The 21432-nt window shown below is 70.8% G+C and carries 21 protein-coding genes and 3 tRNA genes; 12 read left to right on the top strand and 12 right to left on the bottom strand.

Features of this window, described 5'->3' with window-relative positions; genetic code table 11:
- Positions 1 to 2: 2 nt before the first annotated feature.
- Genes ACZ60M_RS17630 through ACZ60M_RS17620 form a run of 3 tightly spaced genes read left to right on the top strand, consistent with a single transcriptional unit; the run spans position 3 to position 1415 of the window.
- A complete protein-coding gene (locus ACZ60M_RS17630) occupies positions 3 to 755 on the top strand; it encodes a hypothetical protein (protein ID WP_465419303.1) in 753 nt (250 codons plus the stop codon).
- A gap of 3 nt (positions 756 to 758) precedes the next feature.
- On the top strand, positions 759 to 1088 hold the full coding sequence (locus ACZ60M_RS17625; protein WP_465419301.1) for a hypothetical protein: 330 nt from the start codon (positions 759 to 761) through the stop codon (positions 1086 to 1088).
- Positions 1089 to 1091: 3 nt separating this feature from the next.
- A complete protein-coding gene (locus ACZ60M_RS17620; protein ID WP_465419300.1) occupies positions 1092 to 1415 on the top strand; it encodes a thioredoxin family protein in 324 nt (107 codons plus the stop codon).
- A gap of 90 nt (positions 1416 to 1505) precedes the next feature.
- Here ACZ60M_RS17620 and ACZ60M_RS17615 read toward each other — a convergent pair.
- Positions 1506 to 1593 (bottom strand) — tRNA-Ser (locus ACZ60M_RS17615).
- A 75-nt stretch (positions 1594 to 1668) separates the two neighbouring features.
- Entirely contained in the window at positions 1669 to 2472 is an 804-nt protein-coding gene (locus ACZ60M_RS17610) for a CPBP family intramembrane glutamic endopeptidase (RefSeq protein ID WP_465419298.1), read from the bottom strand.
- A gap of 280 nt (positions 2473 to 2752) precedes the next feature.
- Here ACZ60M_RS17610 and ACZ60M_RS17605 point away from each other — a divergent pair, with 280 nt between their 5' ends.
- The 3 genes from ACZ60M_RS17605 (at position 2753) to mshD (ending at position 4836) form a co-directional block, all read left to right on the top strand.
- Positions 2753 to 3592, top strand: a complete 840-nt coding sequence (locus tag ACZ60M_RS17605; protein WP_465419296.1) for an IucA/IucC family C-terminal-domain containing protein — start codon at positions 2753 to 2755, stop codon at positions 3590 to 3592.
- A 48-nt stretch (positions 3593 to 3640) separates the two neighbouring features.
- Positions 3641 to 3729, top strand: a tRNA-Ser gene (locus ACZ60M_RS17600).
- Positions 3730 to 3900: 171 nt separating this feature from the next.
- Complete coding sequence (mshD, locus tag ACZ60M_RS17595) at positions 3901 to 4836, top strand: mycothiol synthase (protein ID WP_465419294.1); 936 nt, start codon at positions 3901 to 3903, stop codon at positions 4834 to 4836.
- On the opposite strand, the gene ACZ60M_RS17590 is transcribed toward mshD, so the two are convergent.
- The 5 genes from ACZ60M_RS17590 to ACZ60M_RS17570 all read right to left on the bottom strand — a co-directional run bounded on the left by ACZ60M_RS17590 (position 4833) and on the right by ACZ60M_RS17570 (position 10892).
- On the bottom strand, positions 4833 to 5585 hold the full coding sequence (locus ACZ60M_RS17590) for an NUDIX hydrolase (protein ID WP_465419293.1): 753 nt from the start codon (positions 5583 to 5585) through the stop codon (positions 4833 to 4835). The two genes, mshD and ACZ60M_RS17590, sit on opposite strands and share 4 nt — an antisense overlap.
- A gap of 94 nt (positions 5586 to 5679) precedes the next feature.
- Positions 5680 to 6681: an inorganic phosphate transporter gene (locus tag ACZ60M_RS17585; protein WP_465419292.1), complete on the bottom strand. Its 1002-nt coding sequence runs from the start codon at positions 6679 to 6681 to the stop codon at positions 5680 to 5682.
- Between the two features lie 2 nt (positions 6682 to 6683).
- A complete protein-coding gene (locus ACZ60M_RS17580) occupies positions 6684 to 7313 on the bottom strand; it encodes a DUF47 domain-containing protein (RefSeq protein WP_465419290.1) in 630 nt (209 codons plus the stop codon).
- 223 nt (positions 7314 to 7536) lie between these two features.
- Complete coding sequence (locus ACZ60M_RS17575) at positions 7537 to 9507, bottom strand: ATP-dependent DNA helicase (RefSeq protein WP_465419288.1); 1971 nt, start codon at positions 9505 to 9507, stop codon at positions 7537 to 7539.
- Positions 9504 to 10892, bottom strand: a complete 1389-nt coding sequence (locus ACZ60M_RS17570) for an AI-2E family transporter (protein WP_465419286.1) — start codon at positions 10890 to 10892, stop codon at positions 9504 to 9506. The genes ACZ60M_RS17575 and ACZ60M_RS17570 overlap by 4 nt, the downstream gene beginning before the upstream one ends.
- Positions 10893 to 11155: 263 nt before the next feature.
- Here ACZ60M_RS17570 and ACZ60M_RS17565 point away from each other — a divergent pair, with 263 nt between their 5' ends.
- From ACZ60M_RS17565 to ACZ60M_RS17555, 3 genes are read left to right on the top strand one after another with little or no spacing between them, the layout of a single operon-like run.
- Positions 11156 to 11494, top strand: a complete 339-nt coding sequence (locus ACZ60M_RS17565; RefSeq protein WP_465419284.1) for a GroES family chaperonin — start codon at positions 11156 to 11158, stop codon at positions 11492 to 11494.
- On the top strand, positions 11494 to 12429 hold the full coding sequence (locus tag ACZ60M_RS17560) for a prephenate dehydrogenase (protein ID WP_465419282.1): 936 nt from the start codon (positions 11494 to 11496) through the stop codon (positions 12427 to 12429). Before ACZ60M_RS17565 ends, ACZ60M_RS17560 begins: the two co-directional genes overlap by 1 nt.
- Positions 12426 to 14123, top strand: a complete 1698-nt coding sequence (locus ACZ60M_RS17555; protein ID WP_465419280.1) for a DUF885 domain-containing protein — start codon at positions 12426 to 12428, stop codon at positions 14121 to 14123. The genes ACZ60M_RS17560 and ACZ60M_RS17555 overlap by 4 nt, the downstream gene beginning before the upstream one ends.
- Before the next feature lie 187 nt (positions 14124 to 14310).
- Here the strand turns inward: ACZ60M_RS17555 and ACZ60M_RS17550 are convergent, their stop codons facing one another.
- Positions 14311 to 15453 carry a winged helix DNA-binding domain-containing protein gene (locus tag ACZ60M_RS17550; RefSeq protein ID WP_465419278.1) on the bottom strand — a complete coding sequence of 381 codons (1143 nt, stop codon included), beginning with the start codon at positions 15451 to 15453 and terminating at the stop codon, positions 14311 to 14313.
- Between the two features lie 140 nt (positions 15454 to 15593).
- On the opposite strand from ACZ60M_RS17550, the gene ACZ60M_RS17545 reads away from it, so the two are divergent.
- The 3 genes from ACZ60M_RS17545 (at position 15594) to ACZ60M_RS17535 (ending at position 17633) form a co-directional block, all read left to right on the top strand.
- Positions 15594 to 16283, top strand: coding sequence for a hypothetical protein (locus tag ACZ60M_RS17545; RefSeq protein WP_465419276.1), 690 nt, complete (start codon positions 15594 to 15596; stop codon positions 16281 to 16283).
- Positions 16284 to 16397: 114 nt separating this feature from the next.
- Positions 16398 to 16473: transfer RNA gene (locus tag ACZ60M_RS17540), tRNA-Arg, on the top strand.
- Positions 16474 to 16694: 221 nt separating this feature from the next.
- A complete protein-coding gene (locus ACZ60M_RS17535) occupies positions 16695 to 17633 on the top strand; it encodes a DUF6528 family protein (protein ID WP_465419274.1) in 939 nt (312 codons plus the stop codon).
- Positions 17634 to 17684: 51 nt separating this feature from the next.
- Here ACZ60M_RS17535 and ACZ60M_RS17530 read toward each other — a convergent pair whose 3' ends face one another.
- The 4 genes from ACZ60M_RS17530 to ACZ60M_RS17515 are packed head-to-tail and all read right to left on the bottom strand — an operon-like array spanning position 17685 to position 21379.
- Positions 17685 to 18500, bottom strand: coding sequence for an MOSC domain-containing protein (locus tag ACZ60M_RS17530; RefSeq protein WP_465419272.1), 816 nt, complete (start codon positions 18498 to 18500; stop codon positions 17685 to 17687).
- Between the two features lie 23 nt (positions 18501 to 18523).
- Positions 18524 to 19546, bottom strand: coding sequence for a hypothetical protein (locus ACZ60M_RS17525; RefSeq protein ID WP_465419270.1), 1023 nt, complete (start codon positions 19544 to 19546; stop codon positions 18524 to 18526).
- Positions 19547 to 19585: 39 nt separating this feature from the next.
- Positions 19586 to 20401: a hypothetical protein gene (locus ACZ60M_RS17520; protein ID WP_465419268.1), complete on the bottom strand. Its 816-nt coding sequence runs from the start codon at positions 20399 to 20401 to the stop codon at positions 19586 to 19588.
- An 18-nt stretch (positions 20402 to 20419) separates the two neighbouring features.
- Entirely contained in the window at positions 20420 to 21379 is a 960-nt protein-coding gene (locus tag ACZ60M_RS17515; protein WP_465419266.1) for a hypothetical protein, read from the bottom strand.
- Between the last annotated feature and the right edge of the window lie 53 nt (positions 21380 to 21432).

The raw sequence follows: 21432 nt of genomic DNA, 5'->3' as shown, positions 1-21432 counted from the left end.
CGATGAGCATCGTCGCCAGATTCCAGCAATTCGTTCCGCTGGAGCCGTTCCCGGGCCTCCAGCACGTGTGGGCGGTGCGGGGCCCCGTCCGCGAGGTGCGGCGCTACTACCTGGCGCTCCCTGACGGGCAGGCTTTGTTCCAGGTCAACGCCCGGCTGACGACCGACGCGGGCGATCTGCGGCGGTTCCTGCGGTTCGCGCAGCAGCACCTTCCGGCCCTGTCGAACGCGGTGCCGATGGCGGCGGTCGGCGGGCTGCGGCTGGCGAACTACGGATGCGACACCGCGATCGGGGTGCTGCCGGCCGCGGCGGAGTTCGCGCCGACCGCCGGGCGCGACCGGGAGGTGGACTCGCGCATCTACGGGCTGTTCCCCGGCTGGCAGTGCGAGGCGTCGCTGACCGAGAGCGAGACCGCCGCGTTCAACCGCTTCCGCCGCCGCATCGACTACCCGAACTGGGAACGCGATCCGCAGCCGTTCCTGCGGGTGGCGTACGGCTACGAACGCCAGGGCGCGCCCGACTTCCGGGTCGACGATCCGGTCACTGTGGACTTCCCGGAGCTCCTGTCGGTGTTCCAGGAGGTCGCCGACGAGGGGTCGGGCTGGGCGGTGTGCACGAACTACACCGGCAAGGACGTCAAGGTCGCCTTCGACAGGCGGCTGGGGCTGACCTGGGACGCGGGCGGCGCGGACGTCCCGGTGGCCCAAGAGGAGATCCGCGACCGGCTATGGTCGTTCGCGACCACTGGGAGGTGAACGGTGTTTCTTGAGACCGACTTCGCGATCGTCGCCGACCACGCGACGCGCGGCGACGTGATCGACCTGATCGAGACCCTCGGCGAGGGCCAGAACTCGCTGGCGATCCTCGGCACCGAGGACGAGGTGTACATCCAGACGAACTACCTCGCCGACCGCGACGCCTTCGGCGTCGACTACCGCAACGGCGAGGCGCGCCAGCACTACGCGGCCATCGTGCCGGCGAAGGAGGACGTGCTGGGCGTCTTCCTGAGCTATTTCGCGGGCGACAACCGCTGGCGGACCATGGTCGAGTGGAAGCGCGACGCGCACTACGAGAAGCTGCAGGGGTGAGCGATGCAATTCATCGATGACGGGACCGTCCGCGACTTCCTGGCCGACGACCGCCCCCGCCTGCTCGTGTTCGGCGCGAGCTCGGATCTGAGCAGCCAGGTCTTCGGCCGCCAGATCGCCGAGTTCGAGCAGGAGACCGAGGGCCGGGTCGCCGTGGGCCTCATCGACATCGCCCGCGCCCCCCGCACGACGGCCGAATGGGGCGTCATCCCCGCGAACCTCCCCGTGCAGGTGTTCTTCAAGGACGGCATCATGCAGCGCGTCCTCCTCGGCGTCCGCTCGGCCCAGGGCCTCGCGGCAGCACTCGCCGAGTACCTGACCCCCTGACAGGAACGAACAAAGCCTCGGCTGCCCTGAGGGGGAAGCCGAGGCTTTTCGCTGAGGAGGCTCTACTGCAGATCCTCCTCCACTTCGCTGCGGAGGATATGGGATTTGAACCCATGATCGGGTATCACCCGAAACCCGCTTAGCAGGCGGGCGCACTAGGCCACTATGCGAATCCTCCAGGACGCGCCGGAGCGCGTACCAAGCACAGAGCATACCGGGCCGGTGCTTGGAGGGCCAAGCGGGTTCGGTTCGGTCAGAGCCAGCTCACGTGGGGCGCGACCAGGAGGTATCCGACGAAGGCGGCGATGTCGAGGAGGGTGTGGGCGATGACGAGGGGGCCGGTGCGCTTCCAGCGGAGGTAGCAGAGTGCGAAGACGGCGCCCATGACCATGTTGCCGACGAAGCCGCCGAAGCCTTGGTAGAGGTGGTACGTGCCGCGCAGGAGGGCGTGGGCGATGACGATCGCGGGCGGGCGCCAGGCGAGCTGGCGCAGGCGGGTGACGAGGTAGCCGACGCCGATCACCTCTTCGACGACGGCGTTCTTGAGCGCGGCGAGGACGAGGATCGGGACGGCCCACCACACGTCGTTGAGGTTCGCGGCACTGATCGAGGCGTTGAGGCCGAGGGCGCGGGCGGTGAAGTAGAGGCCGAGTCCGGGGATGCCGATGCACGCGGCCAGCCCTGCGCCGCTGAGGAGGTCGAAGCCGGGGCGGCGCAGGTCGAGGCCGATGGCGCGGAACGGGTTGCCGCGGTCGAGGCTGAGGAAGTGCAGCGCGAGCGCGACCGGTGCCATGGCGAGGGCGAGGCTGACGAGCTGCCGCGCGAGGTCGTACCAGGGGCGTTCGGCCTCGGCCTTGGCCGAGTTCATGGACTGGACCGAGTCGGCGAGGCCGCCCGGTTCGGTGAGGGTGCCCAGGATGCTGACGACCGACCAGATCGCGGACGCGCCGAGGGAGAGGGCGAGGACGATCCAGATCTCGCGCCGGATGACGCGGGGCGCGAGGAGCGGCGCCGTCGCCGGTTCGTCGGCGAGCGCGGTCTCGGAGCGGTTCGACATGCGTTCCAGCCTGCCAGAACCCGGTCGCGGGGGCGACACGCCGGGGCGGGGTTGCCGTTTTCGGCCCGTCGCACCGCGTGTGCGACGCGCCGCCGCCCCAGGCGGGGATGATCATCGTGTTAGGCGAGGTGCTGTGAGGCTCATCCCACTCGGCGACGCTCACCGCTCGCGGCACCTCGCTTTCCTACACCCCGTCGCGGCCCGGTGTCTGTCGGTTTCTTGACACTCGGAGCAGCGAATCAGGTAAGGTTAGCCAGTCCTTACCTGAGAGGGGTACGCTATGCGGCTCGCGACTGCGGAGGCTCACGCGCTGAGCACCACCGCGCTCGGACGCCGCCCCCTCGCGCCCCTGCTCCCCCAGCCGATCGACGCACTGCGCACGGTCGCCGACCGGGTCGACCGCGACGTCAGCGTGCACCCGCTCGCGGGCGTCCGCGCCTGGCTCGACGGTGCGGAGACCCCTGACGCGGTCGAGTTCGCCGCTGCCGAGCTGGCCGCGGGCGAGCGCGTCGGGGAGCTCATGGGCACGGCCGCCGCACTGTGGGGCGGCTCCGCCCACGCGAACGCGGCCCTCGCCTGGAAGACCTACTGCTACTGGACGCTGGCGCCCGTGGTGCTCGGCTACGTCGCCGCCCGCCGCGTGCCGGTCCTGGACGCCGCGAACGCGGTGTTCCGCGTGTCCGGGGACGCCCCGATGTTCTCGGTGCGCCAGATCCGGCCGAAGTTCCTGGCGCTGCCGCACGACCCGTGCGCGGCGCACCCCGACGTCGAAGTGGTCGAGAACGAGTCGGTCCTGCTGGACCGCTTGCGCGCCACCGTGTTCGACGCCCATCTGGCCCCGGTCCTGGACGCGTTCCTCGCGAGCGCGCGGGTGGGGCGGCGGACGCTCATGGGGTCGGTCGCCTCCGGGATCGCCTACGCGGTCGCGTCGATAGCGCAGGTCGTGCCCGACCCGGACGACGTGCTCGCCAAGACCCTGCTGGAAGCGTTCGACGTCACCGACCTGGTCGACATCAGCACCGACGAGGAGGGACGCCTGGTCTACCAGCGGCGCACCTGCTGCCTGGCGCTCACCATCGAGGGCAACCGCACCTGCTCCACCTGCTGCGTCCGGACCTAGCGGCCCTGAGGGCCGTTTGGTAGATTGGCGCTTGCCTCAAGGGGCCCTGGAGGGGTCGCATAGTGGACTAGTGCAGCGGTCTTGAAAACCGCCGAGGGTGTCAAAACTCTCCGTGGGTTCGAATCCCACCCTCTCCGCCGACACGTCGCCAATGGTTCGCGACATATCTGGTGAATTGCGCATTCGCGTGAGCATTTGATCGCACAAGCCCCGGCCACCGCTGTGCGCCTGGGGTCTTCCCGTGCCCGGGACATGAAAAAGGACTCAGCACCCCGGCACGGTGCTGAGTCCACGATTAGGGTAACCCCATGGCGCAACATGCTTCACTTCCGGGTCGGGATATTCACAGAATCGTTACGATGGCGCACCGCTGCGAGGAGGCCGACGGGATCGCCCCGTTCAACGAGCAGACGACGCTCTCGCTGTCCCGGCATCCCGAGAAACATCGCAGGCATTTCGTTGTGCCCCTAGGGGAAACGGTCATCGCCTACGCGGGTGCGGAAAAGGTCGGCGGGGTGGCCGAAGCGGAGCTGGCGGTCGATCCGGCGCGCCGCGGCAAGGGGGTCGGCCACAGATTGCTCGCCAGCGTCCTGGATTGGATTGAGGCGGACATCACGCAACTGCGGGTGTGGGCGCACGGCGATCTGCCCGCTTCGCAGCGGTTCGCGGAGAAACACGGCTTCACGCGCGACCGCGTGCTGTACCAGTTCTCCCGCGACCTCGCCGGATTCGCGTGGCCTGCCGCTTGGCCGGAGGGGATCGGCCTGAACTGGCCCGTCGGGGACGGCCCGGCCGCGGCACTCGCTGAGGGTGTCCGCCTGCGGCCCTTCAGGGTCGGTGTCGACGAGGACGAGTGGCTGCGGGTGAACGCCGCCGCGTTCGCCTCGCACCCGGAGCAGGGCCGCTGGAGCGCAGCGGATCTCGCCGCCCGGCAGGAGGAGACCTGGTTCGATCCCGACGGTCTGCTTGTGGCTGAAGACGAGACGGGCCTGCTCGGCTTCCACTGGACCAAAGTGGAGGAAGGCGTCGGCGAGGTCTACGTCCTCGGCGTCGACCCCCGCGCGCAGGGCACCGGGCTGGGACGGACGCTGACGCTCGCCGGTCTCGCCCACCTTGCGGCGCACGGCATCCGGCAGGTCGACCTGTACGCGGACGAGTCGAACACCAAGGCGGTCAAGCTCTACCGCTCGCAGGGGTTCGAGGTCGTGCGCACCGACGTGCAGTGGGCCAAGCAGCTTCCTTAGGCCGAGGCGAGCGCGTCCGCCGGGTAGCCCTCTTCGCCCGGCAGCACCAGGCGGGCCTCCTGGCCCGCGACCGCGACGCGCGGCAGGATCGGCGACATGTCGCGCTGCTCGGCGGCGGCGAACACCTCGCCCACCGTCGAGTAGCGCGCGAGCTCGGCGAGCGTGGTCGCCTCCGGGATCGACATCTGCCCGCCGTACTGGCACACCGCCTGCTCGGGCCCGATCCACGTGGCGTACTCCGGCTCGCGGACCCGGATGCGCGGCTGGAACCCTTCGGCGAGCGTCGCCACGTAGATCCACGAGTCGAACCGCACCGGCTCGTACTCGGGCGTCACCCAACGCGCCCAAGCGCGCTGGAGGGCGACCATCGCGCCGGTCTCCTCCTCTACGGACCGCAGACCGGTCATCGCCACGTCGGGGTCGTCGGGCTTGTGCCGACCGCCCGGGAAGCCGTACTGGGCGCCCCTGGGGCCGTTCATGGCGTTCTCGTAGTGGTCGACGTCGAGGTGCGCCCAGCGCTCGCGCACCTGCATCGTGTCGGCGCGGCCGATCGAGGGGAGCCCGAACGGCTCCTTCGCCACGTGCCGCAGCAGGAACACCCGCAGCGGGGCCTCGCGCAGGAGGACGACGGCGGCGGCGCGCTCGGGCTCGGCGGGGGCGCCCTGCTGGCGGAGGCGGGTGAGAGCACGAGCGGCCGACGACGAGTCGACCGCTCTGAAGTCCCATTTCCCGAAGCGCTGGATGGACATGCCATCACGCTAGCCCAAGATCGGGCGATTCCAGTGCGCAACGGCTGAAACGACAGCGGCCCGGCCAGAGGCCGGGCCGCGTCACTGACACGTCTTAAGCGAGGAACTGGATCGGCAGGTAGAACAGGGCGCCGACGAGCGCCGCGATCGGGAACGTGATGATCCAGGCGATCACGATAGAGCGGGCCACGCCCCACCGCACGGCGCGCTTGCCGCCGGTCGAGCCGACGCCCATGATCGCGGACGTGATGGTGTGCGTGGTCGAGATCGGCGCGCCCAGCAGGAACGTGTTCGCGTACAGCACGGCGCTGGCCACGGTCTCGGCCGCGAAGCCCTGGGGCGGGCCGAGGTCGATGATCTTGCGGCCCATGGTCTTGATGATGCGCCAGCCGCCCGCGTACGTGCCGGCGGCCATGACGGCGGCGCTGGCGAGGTACACCCACTCGGGGATGGGCTCGCTGGAGTTGTAGTAGCCGCCGACCGAGAGGGCCAGGATGATGATGCCCATGACCTTCGCGGCGTCCTGCATGCCGTGGCCGATGGCCATGGCGGCCGCCGAGGCGGTCTGCGCGTGGCGGAAGCCGCGGTTGAGCTTGTCGGGGCGCCCGCGCCGGAACAGCCAGTAGACGGCGATCATGACGAGGAAGCCGAGGGTGAAGCCGACGAGCGGGGAGATGATCGTGGGGAGCACGATCTTGTCGAGGATGCCGCTCCACAGCACGACCGCGCCGCCCGCGAGGGTCGCGCCGACCATGCCGCCGAACAGCGAGTGCGAGGACGAGGTCGGCAGGCCGAAGTACCAGGTGATGAAGTTCCAGGTGATCGCGCCGAGGAGGCCCGCGATGACGATCAGGATGCCGTCGATGCCGTCGGGGAGCTCGACGAGGCCCTTGGCGACGGTCGCGGCGACCTTGCCGCCGAGGTGCGCGCCGACGAAGTTGCCGATCGCGGCCATGCCGAGCGCGACGCGGGGCTTGAGCGCCCGGGTCGAGATCGAGGTGGCGATGGCGTTCGCGGAGTCGTGGAAGCCGTTCGTGTAACCGAACAGCAGGGCCGCGGCGATACAGATCGAGACCGCGATGAACACACTGTCCACGTTCAGGATTCCTTGACGTAGACCGACTCGACGACGTTCGAGACCGACTCGAACGAGTCGCACGCGGACTCGAGCTCGTCGGCGACCTCTTTGAGCTTCATGACCGTCAGGGCCGGGTACTCGCCGGAGTACAGGCGCACCAGGAGCATGCGGTAAGCGCGGTCGCCGTCGTTCTCGAGGCGGTTGCACTCGACCCAGAACTCCTTCATGGAGGCGTTGAGGCCCTTGAGCTTCGGCATGTACTCGGCGAGGAGGTCGGCCTGGGCGACGAGCACGGTGACCTGCTCGATCATCTCGCGCGGCAGGGCGGGGAGCTCGGAGAGGCCGTAGAGGTAGACGAGGTTCGCCGCGGCTTCCATGTGGTCGAGGATGTCGTCGAGCTTGCCGGCCAGGTGGTACATGTCCGTGCGGTCCATCGGCGTGACGAACGTCGAGTTGATCTTGTTGAACAGCCGGTGGGTCAGCTGGTCGTTGTCGTGCTCGACGTCGACGAGACGCTCGGAGATCTTCTGGTAGTCGGCGGCCTCGTCGCCCAGTTCGGCCAGGATGCCGACGCCGCGGCGGATGTTGTCGGCCGCGTCCGTGAAGTAGGCGTAGAACGCGTCGTCCTGAGGCTTCAGCGAGAACCGCACTGGGCACCCCTGCTTTCGGTCGTTTTGACTGTCCTCACTGTACCGATCGGCTCAGGGGACGGGCGGAAATCGTCACCGCGAAGTTAACATCCAGGTGAACGAGACACAAGCTCGCGAAGTCTGCTGTGTGAGACTCCACGAAACCGCTCCAAGCTGGGGTTATGCAAAGGTTTGGCTTGAATTCATCTCATGTTCATCTTCGACTTCGGCGGGTGTGCCCCGATCAGTCGTCCGCGGACTCCGCGAGCCGCCCCAGAGCGCCCACCACCGAGTCGGACTTCGTCGTGTACCAGAACGGCGGCAGCGAATCCCGCAGGAACCTCCCGTACGACCGGCTCGTCTCCAGGCGCGAGTCGAGGATCGCGACCACGCCGCGGTCGGTGGTGCGGCGGATGAGCCTCCCGGCCCCCTGCGCGAGCCGGATCGCCGCCGCCGGGACCGACACCTCGGTGAACCCCGAGCGGCCCGCCGCGTCCGCCGCCTCCGAACGCGCCGCCGTCAGCGGCTCGGTCGGGCGCGGGAACGGGATGCGGTCGACGACCACCAGGCGGCAGGTCATGCCCGGCACGTCGACGCCCTGCCAGAGGCTCATGACCCCGAGGAGGCACGTGGACTCCTCTTCCTTGAACCGCTTCACGAGGCTCGCGAGGGTCTCCTCGCCCTGGAGGAGGATGTCGTAGTCGGTCTGGGCGCGCAGGAGCTCGGCCGCCTCCGCGGCGGCCTTCTTCGACGAGAACAGGCCGAGCGTCCCGCCGCGGCTCGCCTCGACCAGGCGCAGCAGCTCCTTGCCGGACTCGCTTGACAACCCGGACGCGGTCGGGCGCGGCAGCGAGGCCGCGACATAGAGGATGCCCTGCTTGCGGTAGTCGAACGGCGAGCCCACATCGAGCGAGGACCAGCCGGCCCCGTCGGCGGGCAGGCCCAGGTTGCGGGCGACGATGTCGAACCGGCCGCCGAGGGTGAGCGTCGCGGACGCGGCGATCACCGTGCGGTCCTCGTACAGCATCGCCGAGAGCAGGCCGCCGACTGAGAGCGGCGCGGCGACCAGCTGCGGGCCGTTCGGCTCCGACCAGATCACGTCGTCCCCGGCCGGGCCGATGCACCGCCCGGCCGTCTCGATCGTCTCGACCAGCCCCGCTTTGAGCTGCTGGGCGCTCAGCTGCTTCTTCGTCTCCGCGTCGAGCGTGGACAGGTGCGTGGTGGCCTTGACGCACGCGCCGTTGATGAGGTTCAGCGCCTCGATGAGCGGCGCGGGCAGGTCCCCGGAGAAGCGGCGCTCACCGGCCGCGTTCAGCGCGCCTTCGAGCGCGTCCGCGGCCTCCCGGACCTGGTCGGCCACATCGGGATCGATGAGGCGGCGCCCGCGCTGGGCGAGCCAGCGCAGCCGGGCAGGGTGGAGCTCGGCGCGGGCGGCGGAGGTGACGCGGTCGACCAGCTCGTGCGCTTCGTCGACGATGAGCACGGCGTGCTCGGGGAGCACGGAGCGCTCGTTCATCATGTCGATCGAGAGCAGCGCGTGGTTGGTGACGACGATGTCGGCCTCGTGGGCCTTCGCGCGGGCCCGCTCGGCGAAGCAGTCGGGCCCCTGCGCGCAGTCCTTCGCGCCCGGGCATTCGGAGGACGTGGTGGAGGCCTGCTTCCAGGCGCGGTCGGACACGCCCGGGTCGAGGTCGTCGCGGTCGCCGGTGTCGGTGTCGTTCGCCCAGTCGAAGAGGCGCTGCACCTGCTTGGCGAAGGACGCCTGCTGCCCGGCCCATTTCAGGGTCTCGGTGCCCTCGATCGCGCCGTCGTCCTCGTCCTCTTCACCGGCGATCTTGCGTTTGCAGAGGTAGTTGTGGCGGCCCTTGAGGAGGGCGAACGTGGGGGTGCGGCCGAGGACGGGCGCGACGGCCTCGACCAGGCGCGGCAGGTCGACGGCGACGAGCTGGTGCTGGAGGGCGAGTGTGGCGGTCGAGACGACCACGGGCTTGCCTGCGGCGAGGGCGGCGCACAGGTAGGCGAGGGACTTGCCGGTGCCGGTGCCCGCCTGGACGAGCAGGTGCTTGTCGGCGTCGACGGCGGCGGCGACGGCCGCGCACATCTCGCGCTGGCCCTCGCGGGCCTGGCCGTGCGGGGTGGCGGCGACGGCGGCGTCGAGGATCGCGAGGGCGTCGCGTTCGGCTTTCGTGGCGGGTGCTGCGGTTGCGGTGCTCATGCCTCCTGCGCCGCCTGCTCGCCCGCGTCGGTGGAGTCGGCGAGGGCCTTGCCGCCGGAGCTGACCCTGACCGCTTCGGCGGTGGCGTCCTCACCGTCGAGGCCGCGGGCCTGGGCTTCGCGGCGGGCCGCGCGGTAGCGGTTGAGGGCGCGGACGGTGCCGTTGACGATCGCGAGGACCGGGACGGCGACGAGCGCGCCGATGATGCCCCATACGAAGCCGCCCGCGGTGACGGCGAGGACGATCGCGAGCGGGTGGAGTTTCACGGCGCGGCTCATCAGGAACGGCTGCAGCAGGTTCGACTCGAGCTGCTGCACGGCCAGGACGATGCCGAGGACGATGAGGGCGGTGACGAGGCCGTTCGGGGTGCCGACGAGGGCGACGACGACGGCGACGATGCCCGAGACCGTGGCACCGATGATCGGGATGAACGCGCCCAGGAAGATCAGCGTGGTCAGCGGCAGCCACAGCGGGACTTCCAGGACCCACAGGCCGAAGCCGATGAAGACCGCGTCGACGGCGGCGACGACCACGATGGTGCGCATGTACTGCACGAGCGTCGACCAGCCCGCGCCGCCCGCGTAGCGCAGCGGCTCGGAGGCGGTGCGCGGGAGCATCCCGGTGAGGAAGGTCCAGATCTTGCGGCCGTCGCGGATGAAGAAGTAGGTGGTGAACAGGACCAGGAACAGGCCGGTGACGAAGTTGCCGAGGCCGGAGGCGGTGGAGGTGGCGACGTCGAGGCCGGTCTGGACGATGGTCTGCTGGTTCTCGTTGTACCAGTTGGTGATGTTGCCCTGGATGTCGGCGAGGATCTCGGCGACCTGGGCGCCGTCGAGGCCGTAGGGGCCGGATTCGAGCCAGGCCTGGGCGTCTTTGAGGCCGTCGACGATCGAGTCGTAGAAGCCGGGGACGCCCGCGATGAACTGCTGGATGACGAACGTGAGGATCGCGGCGACCGCGGAGAGCCCGGCGACGAGCATGAGGATCGAGGCGAGGGACTTGTTCCAGCCGTGGCGGATCAGCCAGGCGGCGGCGGGTTGGAGCATCGCGGCGAGGAGGAACGAGATCGCGACGGGGATGACGACGACGGTGACGTAGGAGAGGAGGTAGAGCGCCACGGCGACGGTGACGCCGATGATGAGGATGCGCCAGCACCAGGCCGCGCCGACGGCGAGGCCCGTGGGGACGAAGCGGCGTTCGGGGTTTTCGCCGTCGCCGGTCTGGTCGAGTTCGGGCGGTATGTCGCCGCCGCTGCCGCCCGCGGGGATCTCGGGTTCGTCGTCGACGGGCTCGCGCGAGGCGAGGGCGCGTTCGGTGACGGGGTTGACGCGCATGCCGATCCACAGTTGACGTGCCCGGGCGGTGGTGCGTTGGAATCGGCTCACGGTCTCTCCAAGGACGGTTCCTCCGTTAGGAGGCGGGTGCAACGTCAACACGTACCGTACCGGTTCGGTGCGACTCTTCCGATACAGCAGCCTGTACCGAGTGCCCGCCGGCACCCCTCGGCGCACCCGGGGTCGGGTGTGTCGGAACGCGGGTCCCCCCGATGCAATGGTCGCGCGAGGGTACGACAATCCGCGCGCGGCGGGCGTGCGTCTCCCCGCTCGCGCTGCTCCTCGCGCCGCTGCAGCCGGTAGGCTGGCGCGTTGTGACCGATACACCGTTGGACTCCACGACCGGACTGCCCGTGCGGCTCCTGCACGACCGCCTCCTCGTGCGCGAGGACGCGGACTCCGAGCGCCGCTCCGCCGCCGGGATCGTCATCCCCGCCACCGCCGCCATGGGCCGCCGCCTGCACTGGGCCGAGGCCGTCGGCGTCGGCCCGCTCGTGCGCTCGGTCGAGACCGGGGACCGTGTCCTGTTCGACCCCGAGGAGAAGGCCGAGGTCGAGATCCAGGGCCGCACCTTCCTCCTCCTGCGCGAGCGCGATATCCACGCGGTCGCCGCCAAGCGCGTGAACAACGACAACACGGGGCTCTACCTCTGATGCGCGCCGCGGTCCTCGGGCTCGGCCTCATCGGCGGCTCGGCCGCGCTCGCCCTCGCCGAGGCCGGGCACGACGTGCTCGGCTTCGACCCCGACCCGGCGACCCGCGACGCCGCCGCCGCGCACTTCCCCGTCACCGGCGACCCGGCCGCGGTCCTCGAATCCGAGCTCGTGGTCGTGGCGGCGCCGTTCCGGCACCTCGCGGCCGTCGCGGCCGAGACCCTGGACGGGTACACGGGCCTGGTCACGGACGTCTCCTCAGTGAAAGCGGTGCCCGCGCGGCTGTTCGCCCGGTACCGGTTCGTGGGCGGGCATCCCATGGCGGGCAAGGAGACCAACGGGTTCGCGTCCGCCGAGGCCGGGCTCTTCCGGGGCGCCAAATGGGTGCTGTGCCTCGAGGAGGACACCGACCTCGCCGACTGGACATTGCTCGCCGCGCTGTGGACGTCGCTCGGCGCGCACGTCGTGCCCGCCACGTCCACTGACCACGACCGGGCCGCCGCGCGGATCTCGCACCTGGAGCACCTGGTCGCGGCCGCGCTGGTGCGCGTCGCCGACGAGCCGCTGGCCCGCACGCTCGCGGCCGGCTCGTTCCGCGACGGCACGCGCGTCGCGGCCGGCCCGACCGCGCTCTTCGCGGGCATGGTCGAAGGCAACCGGGAGGAGCTCATGAGCGCCCTGGAGGACCTCGGCGGGGAGCTCGACACGGCTTGGCAGGACCTCGACGCCTACACCGATCGGCCAAACCCAATCAGTGAATGGTTCGACGGCGCCCGCGTCCGCCGCGCGGACTGGCCGCCTGAAACCCTTGCGGCGCAACGAATCCCGCTCACGAGGGCGGCGCTCGCCGAACTCGGCGCGGCGGGCGGATGGATCGAAACGGTCGAAAGCGAGGTCGCGCTCGCCCGGCGCCCTCGCGTAAAGTCCACTCCATGAGAAGCATCGACCGCATCGCCGACCAGTACGTCGAGGACGTCATCGCCATGAGCCCGCTCACGGCCACGGGCATGGGCGTCCCCGGACACGACCACGAGATCGACGACCTCTCGCCCGCCGGGCTCGAGGCCGAAGCCGCCCTCACCCGTAAGGCGATCGCCGACCTGGAGGCCGCCGAGCCGGTCGACGAGCGCGAGCGCGTCGCCAAGGACGCCATCCTGGAGCGCCTGCGCCTCCAGATGGAGCGCCACGAAGCGGGCGACACCTACTTGAGCCTCAACGTCCTCGCGTCCCCCGTGCACAGCGTGCGCCAGATCTTCGACCTCATGCCGAAGGACGGCCAGGAGGCCGCCGAGAACATCGCGGCCCGCCTCGAAGCCGTCCCGAACGCGTTCGAGCAGTACACCGAGACGCTGCGCGCCGAGGCCGCCGCGGGCCGCGTGGCCGCGAAGCGCCAGGTCCTGGAAGTCGCCACCCACTGCGACAACTGGAACGGCGCCAAGGGCATCGAGACCGACTTCTGGGCGAACCTCGTCAACGGCGTGACCGTGGACGGCGAGCCCGTCAAGACCGGCGCGCTGCGCATCGCCCTGAGCGACGGCGCGACCCGCGCCCGCTACGCCGCCACCCGCTTCGCGCTGTTCCTGCGCGAGGAGCTGGCCCCGCAGGCGCCCGAGAAGGACGCGGTCGGCCGCGACCGGTACTCGCGCGCGTCGCGGTACTTCATCGGCTCCGACATCGACCTCGAGGAGACCTACGCGTGGGGCTGGCAGGAGCTGGCCCGCATCGAGGCTGACATGCGCGCGACCTGCGAGCGCATCAAGCCGGGCGCGTCCATCGAGGAGGTCGTGGCCTTCCTCGACCAGGACCCCGACGAGAACATGACCGACAAGGCCGTGTTCCGCGACTGGATGCAGGAGCTCGCCGACTCCACGATCGCCGACCTCGCGGACAAGCACTTCGACATCCCCGAGCAGATCCGCACCATCGACTGCAAGATCGCGCCGACCGAGGACGGGGCGATCTACTACACCGGGCCGAGCGAGGACTTCTCCCGTCCGGGCGCGATGTGGTGGTCGGTGCCGGAGGGCCAGCAGCTGTTCGGCAAGTGGCGCGAGAAGTCCACTGTGTACCACGAGGGCGTGCCGGGCCACCACCTCCAGGTCGGCCAGACCATGGCCCGCATCGAACTGCTCAACCGCTTCCAGCGCCAGATGATGTGGTGCTCGGGCCACGGCGAGGGCTGGGCCCTCTACTCCGAGCGGCTCATGGACGAGCTCGGCTACTACGACGAGGACCCGGCCGGGCGCCTGGGCATGCTCGACGCGCAGGCCTTCCGCGCCGCCCGCGTCGTCGTCGACATCGGCCTCCACTGCGAGTTCGCGATCCCCGAGGACAACCCGTTCGGCTGGCGGCCGGGCGAGGAGTGGGACGGCGAGAAGATGTTCGAGTTCATGCGCGCCCACACCCGCACCATCGAGGACGACATGCTCTCCTTCGAGCGCAACCGCTACCTCGGCTGGGCCGGGCAGGCGCCGTCGTACAAGGTCGGCGAGCGCCTGTGGATGCAGGCCCGCGAGGACTACAAGGCCCGCAAGGGCACCGACTTCAGCCTCAAGCAGTTCCACACGGACGCGCTGAACCTCGGCTCGATGGGCCTCGCCCCGTTCGCCGAAGCCCTCGCCCGCCTGTAACCCGAGTAAACCTCAGGGGCCGCTGATGTCGGACCCGTGAGGTATAGGTAATCGGCAAGGGGGCCTGCGTGAGGGACATTTCCGGAATTCCGGATTTGTCCTCCATGCAGGCCCCCTCGTCAACCAAAGTACGCCGCGGCACCGACACCGGCCGCAGGCGAGTGATCCTCGCGGACCCGCCGAGGCTTTACGCCTCGTGGTCGAGGACGAGCTCCATCTCCGGCCTGCCATACCAGGCCCGCAGGCGGTCGGCGCCGCGGCGCAGGGCCGCGATCTCGGCGGCCGTGAAGCCCCGCACCCGCCACGTCTCGATCAGGACCGACTCCTTCTTCGGGGTCGCCTTCCAGCTGCCGATGACCTGGCCGTCGAGCAGGATCACCGACGTGAACCGCGCCCGGGCCGGGAAGCGCGTGCGCGGCACCGTGTGGTGCATCACGAACTCCTTCGAGTCCGTGTACGAGCACAGCATCTCATCGAAGCCCTGCACGAAGTCCACCACCGGGCCCGCGCCCCGGGCCTCCGGCGGCTCCTGCGCGTAGTAGAGCACCTTGTCGCCGACCCGCACCTCCTCCAGGCCGAGCCCGTCGATCGCCGCCTTCGCGTCCGCCACCTTCAGCGTCGCCCAGCGCGTGAAGTCCTTCAGCGTCGCCGGGCCCCGCGAGGTGAAGAACCGCTGCGCCAGCGCTTTGACCGCCTCGTCCTGCGCCCACGACCCTGCCGGGACGCGCTCGTCGAAGTTGGCGTAGGTCTGCTTGCCGCCCTTGGGGGTTCCCGAGCAGATCGCCGACCGCAGCTCGGCGTGCATGAGCAGGTGCATCAGCCGCGTCGTGGTCGGGTCGGCGATCCCGGCGGCGGCCAGCGCCTCCGAGGCCTCCTCGCGGGTCAGGTGGTGCCCGCCCGCGGTCGCCGCCGCGAGCGTCTCCGTGCCGAGGTCGAGCGTCGCCGCGTCGAGCTCCCAGGAGCGGTTGTTCGCGCCCATGGTGTGCAGGACGCGGTCGGCGCTGGCGGCGAGCATCATCCGCAGGTCCTCGACGGGGACGGTGTGCCAGGTGCCGCGGAGCACGTGGGTGCGCACGACCGCGCCGTCGTCGATGAGGGCGTCGACCGAGTCGGCCGACGTGAACGGCAGCCCCTCGGCGTCGGGGCGGGTGCGCATCGCGGGGGTGAGCTTCGAGGGCTGGAACTCCTGGGACTGGACCGCGCCGAGGTGCCGGAACGCGTCCATGGGCGCGTCGAATCGCTCACCCCAGAGACGCTGGGAGTGGGCCCGCCAGGCGGCGACCGCGCCCGGCTCGAGTTCCGTGCCGAGACGACCGGTGGGTGTAGCCATCCGCACATGCTAACCGCCGCTTACGACATGAGGGCTCCGCCGATCCGCGTGTCCCGCTGCGCGGGCGCATGGCCGGGATCACCGGCCGCGCGTACGAACGGGCGGTGGACGCGGTTGCGAACAACGGCCACAATTGCGGCATGTCCCTTCCCCACGCGGTCCTCAGGCTCTCCACCGACGTCCTCGCCGAGATCAACGACGACGAGCGCCTCGCGTTCGCATACGCGCACGGCCCCGCCCTCTCCGGATTCGGGGAGGAGGCCGAGCTGGTGTGCGTGTGGGAGACCGACGCCGTCCCCGCCGACGCGAGCGCCGATGCGGTGCACCTCACGGTGGCGCGCTTCCAGTCGCACCTGGAAGCGCTCGACCGGGGCGAGGGCTGGGAGCGGCCGGGCGCCGAGGCGCTGCACGTCATCGCGCGGTTCGCCGAGGGCACGCTCCTCGCCGACGACTCCGAGCTGGGCTCGAAGGCGCGCGCGGAGGCGACCGAGTTCCCGCAGGCGCTGGCCGACGCTTCTCGCGAGGCCGTGGCCGGCGAGGTCGAGGCGCTCGCGAAGCGGCTGGGCGACGCGGCGGACCCGTGGGAGCTGTCCGAGACGCTGACGGAGGGCCTGCACCGGGCGTACGTGGCGCTGTTCGCGGCGGGCGGGTACTTCTTCCCCGGGCACGAGCACCGGGCGGCGTTCGTCGAGCGCTACGTCCTGGGCGACGAGGTCCCCGAGGTCGAGGCGGCCGTGTGGGCGGCCGCGGGCGCCCCGCTCCCCGAGCGGGCCGAGCGCCTGCCGGACGCCTGGCGGGCCCTTGCGAAGACGGTCCTCGCCAACTGCTGACATGCCGTCCGGCACCCTCGATGACGCAGGGCACATCCGCTTACCCGGTTGCAGATCCGTTTTCGGTCCAGGTAAGGTTATGCCCGGTCCTGATCGAAACGATCAAGCCGACCTGCGCCGCTAGCTCAACGGATAGAGCATCTGACTACGGATCAGAAGGTTGGGGGTTCGAATCCCTCGCGGCGCACCATACAAGCAGGTAAAGGCCCGGATCATCGCGATGATCCGGGCCTTTCCTCTATCCCCAGAACATATTTGGAACGTGCGGATCGTTCTCCCCCTCGGTTTCCGCCTGCAACTCGGCGGGGGCGCGATGGCGTCTAGGGGTTGACTGGTTCCGGTGTCGCACACTGGTGTCGGCCCGCGGCCCGGACCGGGTGCGGGCTCTCCCTACCCCTAGAGGAGTCATTCGTGAAGAGACGGAATCTGCTGCGCGCGGTGGCGATCGGCGCGCCTCTGGCCGCCGCCGGGGCGGTCGGTGTCGGCGTCGCGTCGGCGGACACGGCGAACTTCAAGGTGATGGTGACCGAGCAGGTCTCCAACAAGGTGATGGTGTTCGACAAGAACGCGGCGTTTAGCGACGCCAACCGGTACAAGTCGTGGAGCCCCGGCACGGGCGGCTGGGCGAACCTCTCCGACTGCCGCATCCGCGACACGGCGGACTTCGGGGTGATCGGGCTCGCGGCGGCGTCGGGCGGCCGGGTCGGGATCTGGAACATCACCGACGAGAAGGACCAGGAGCTGAACGACGTGCTGTGGAGTGCGTCGCCGGGCGGGAACCCGCATGCGCTGGAGCGCATCCCGAACCTCGGGGCGTACGTCTCGGCCTCGTCGGACGGGTTCCTCACGGTGTACGCGCCGACGGCGGTCTCGAACCCGTCGACGCTCGCCAAGGTGCAGACGGTCAACCTGGCGGGCGCGCACGGGGTCGTCTGGGACGCGAACAACAAGCTGCTGTGGGCGAGCGGTGACAAGATCGTGCAGGCGTACACGGTGTCGGGCACCTACCGGAACATCCGGTTGGCCAAGTCGAGCAAGAAGGTGACGCTCTCGGGGCTCGGGCACGACCTGCAGCCGGACTTCTCGAACTCGGGGCGGCTGATCGTCTCGGACACGTACGGCGTGTACGCGATCAACAAGTCGACGCTGGCGAAGACGACGCTGCACACGATCCGCCGGGTCAAGGCGTACGTGCTGATGAAGACGGGCGAGTACTTCTACGTGCAGGGGGACAACGCGGGTTCGCGCGACTGGGGCAGCCCGACGGTGGTGTTCTCGCAGTCGGCGGACCGGACGCGCAGCGGCGCGGAATTCTACAAGGCCCGGTACTACACGACCGCCTATAACTAGCGCACCGTAGTGAACGGCCCGTTCGGCGCACTGCGCTGAACGGGCCGTTCGCTACCCAGTGACGGTGATCGGGTCGCCGACGGCGACGGCGCCGACCGCGCGGACGTCGGCGTAGAAGCCGAAGCAGGTGGCGCGGCCGAAGTCGGGGACGTCGATGCGGTGGTGCGCGGCGAGGGTCTTCAGGAGCGCGCGGTCGGCGGGCGCGTCGCCGTGGGCGAGGGACGGGATGACGCAGCGCGGGGTCGGGATCGCGACTTCGAGGACGACGTCGGCGCCGATCGCGATGCGCTGGCCCGGTTCGGGGTCGGCGGGCAGGTCGAGGACGAGGTTGGGGCGGAAGCGGGCCGGGTCGACCGGGCTGCCGTGCTCGGCGCCGAGGCGCTCGAGGGCGCCCGAGGTGACGAGGTGGACAGCGCCGTAGTCGAAGAAGCGGCCGCCTTCGGCGTCGTGGCGGGCGGCGACGACGTCGTCCCCGCCGGGCTCTTTGCCTGCGGCCCAGTCGGGGATCATGCCGGGCTCGTCGGGCCACCAGTGGTGGCGTTTGAGCTGGCCTGGCGGCTTGCGGGTGAGGGTGACGGGGCGGTCGAGCCAGGCGGAGACCGCTTCGTCCGCTTCGGCGCTGCCCGCGAGGGCGGGTTCGCGGCCGGGGACGGCGACGCTGACGCCGTCTGCGGCGAGGACGGCGGTGACCTCGAGGAGGCGGGCCCACAGGCGCGGCTGCTTGGCGCTGCCGATGGTGCCGTCGGCGTCGAGGCAGGTCCAGGTGCGGTCGCCGTCGAGGCCGTGCTTGCCGACGAAGGCGTCGCCGACGTGTTCGGCGGCGGCCGATTTGAGCGGGTGGCGGCGGATGCCGAGGACGCGGTTCACTCCCCGATCCTATGCCGCCCGGTTCAGGACCCTTCGGGGAAGAAGTACAGGACCGGTGATTCGGCGATCTGGTCGGGAAGCTCGGTGGCCCAGGCGGTGTCGCCGTCATAGTCGATGAACTCGACCGCGGCGTCCTGGCGGGAAACGAAGCCGTCCGCGTGGAGGGTGGTGCAGCCCGCGTCGGAGGGGCCGACCGCCTCGCCCGAGGCGAGGTCGACGACGCGCGTGCCGGATTCGGCGCGGATGGTGAAGCCGCCCTTGGCGGCGCCGTCGGGGCCGTAGCCGTCGACGACGCACGCGTAGCGGCCCGCAGGGTCGACGTTGACGAGGCCGATGGTGAGCGGTTCGGCGCCCTGCAGGCTCGGCACCGGGATCGTCTCCAGCACTTGGCCTCCGGTGTCGACGCGGTAGAGCTCGGTGAGGCCGAGGTCGTGGTAGAGCGCCTGCGCGGAGCCGTCTTCGGCGGTGTACCAGCGCAGCCTGCAGCCGTCCGGGTCGAGGTCCACAGTGGTCGGCAACTGTCCGGCGCCGGGCGCGTACCACTCGGTGTCGCCCCAGGTCTCGACTGGGAGCGGGATGTCGTCGGTGCCCTGGTCCTCGCCCCAGACGGGGGCGCGGTGGGCGAGGACCGCGGAGCCGTCGGGGAGCCAGGCGGGGTCGATGCAGGCGTGGTCGACGGGGTACTCGGCGGCGGTGGCGACCTCGCCGGTGTCCAAGTCGCCGAACATGAGCGACGCGGCGGGGCTCGCTCCGGCGATCCACGCGGCGTGGCGTTCGGTCGGGTCGACGGTGAGGGACGCGCGGAGCACGGTGCCGACGTCGCCTTCGCCCTGCCAGGCGCCGCTGAGGTCGAGGACGGGTTCGGTGGCGTCGGCGGCCGCGTCCCAGCGGTAGAGCCGGTGGTCGTCGCCGAGCGCGTAGAACACCCCGGCGGCGGTGCCGTTGCCGGAGACGGCGTTGACGTCGCAGGCGCCGGTCGCGCCCGCGAGGGCGAGGACGGCGGCGATGGCGAATAGCTTGCGGCCGTTGCGGTGCGGGTCGTCCAAGGCGTGCTCCTTACTGGGCCCGGTGCGGGCCGGTCGCGGTCAGTCGCCTGCGGCGGCGGCCTCGGCTTGCAGGGCGGCGTCGGCGCGGAAGGCGCCCGCGGGCTTGTCGGCGACGCCGTGGCGGCCGATGAGGGCGAGCCAGATCCGGAAGGCGTCGCCCGAGGCGGTCGGGTCGACGCCGCCCGTCCCGAACTGCTCGCGCAGCAACTCGTAGCCGCGCTTGGTCTTGGGACCGAAGTCGCCGTCGATGGGCATGTCCTTGACGCCCGCGAGATCCCTTGCGGCCCATTGGATGATGGTCGTGTCGGTCTGGTAACCCCAGTTGGCGGCGACGGCCTGGCGGCCCCGGTCGGCGTGGATATGGTTCCAGTGGGAGCCGTCGGGGTCGTTGTTGCAGTGCAGGACGGTGCCGAAGTGCTTGCGGCAGGTCGCGATCACGGCGAGGTAGCGGCGGCGCAGGTACAGGCGGGAGTCCGCGCCGTGGAGGGCCGTATCGACGTAATTGCCTGAGCCCCAGTCGAAGCGGGTGAAGTCGATAGCCGCGCCGTAGCGGTGGTAGCCAGGCTTGCAGACCTTCGCGCCCGCGAGGCCGGTCCACTGGTAGGACCAGGGCCCCTCGCTGCGGGCGTAGTTCGCGCCGAGGTGGTGGAGGTCGCGGACCACCAGGCCCGCTTTGAGGTGGGTCTCCTCGTGCATCGTGAACGAGGTCGTGTTCGGGTGGACGCCGTTGCCGTCGCCGTCGAACGCGGTGCGGTAGCGGGTCTTGAGGGCGTCCTGGTGGAGCCAGTCGCGGGTGATGTCCGGATAGTCGCACGTGGAGCGCGCGAACGCGGTGCTGCTGCTGGGGAATGCCATCGGTCCTCCTTCGCCGCGTCAGGCGGTGCCTCTGATGTGGATGGTCCGGCCGTCGGTCTCGAGCCACGTGCCGGGCCTGCCCGGGACGGCGAGGATCTCGCCCCGGCAGGCGCACGCGGGCGCGGCTTCGAGTGTCGCCCCGTCGGCGGTGAAGCGGGTCTCGGTGACGGTGCCGTGGCGGTCGGAGAAGACGCTGACGTGCCCGTCGGCGGCGACGGCGGCCATGGGGCGCCCGGCGTCAGGGAGGGTGGCGGCGCGCGTCAGGCGGGCGATCGTGTGTGCGATGTGGATGGTCTGCGTGCCCTCTGCGTCTGCGGTGGCGACGAAGAGGCCGCGCCCGGCGGGGGCGAGGACCGTGCCGTAGCCCTCGCCGAGGCCGGTCGCGAGCGGCCGGTCGGCCCAGGTGCGGCCGCCGTCCCCGGTGAGGGCGAGGTGGGCACGGGAGATGACGGCCAGGTGCGGGTCGGGACTGCCTTCGACGGCGACGGCGAGGCCGCGCGCGCCGAGGGGCGCGACGGCGGTGGCGATCCCCGAGCGGATCGTCTTCGGTACGGGCAGTTGGGCATAGGCGGCTTTAGAGCCGCGGACCCGGACGAGCGCGGGCCGGGCCCGGTCGGGCGCGAGCTCGACAGCGCCGGTGATCCAGAGGGCGTCGCCGAGCGCGGCCATCGAATGCGGGTGGAACCCGGCGGGCAGCGGGAGCGGCAGCGGCGGGCCGAGTTCGGCCCCGGCGTCCGGGTTCTCGGTGGGAGTGAGGAGCTGCAGGGCGTAGTCGGCCTCGGTCGCCGGATCGGCGGTGAGGACGAGCAGTTCGCCGTCGCGCCCCGTCCAGCCTGCGGCGGCGGCCCGGATCTGCGGCAGCGCCGACGCGCGGGCCGGCCGCGGGACGGCGAGGCCCGCGGCTGATGCGGTGAGAAGGGCGGCCGCGCCGGTGAGGACGGTGCGACGGGTCAGGCCCAGTGGTTCGGGAACGGCCATGAGTGCACTATGACCAACCGTGCCGGGTTATTCCGGCGAACCCGAAACATTCA

The organism is Glycomyces sp. NPDC050141 (assembly GCF_055586545.1).
Note: the sequence above shows the minus strand (reverse complement) of the source record. Positions and strands in the feature narration are given on the sequence as shown.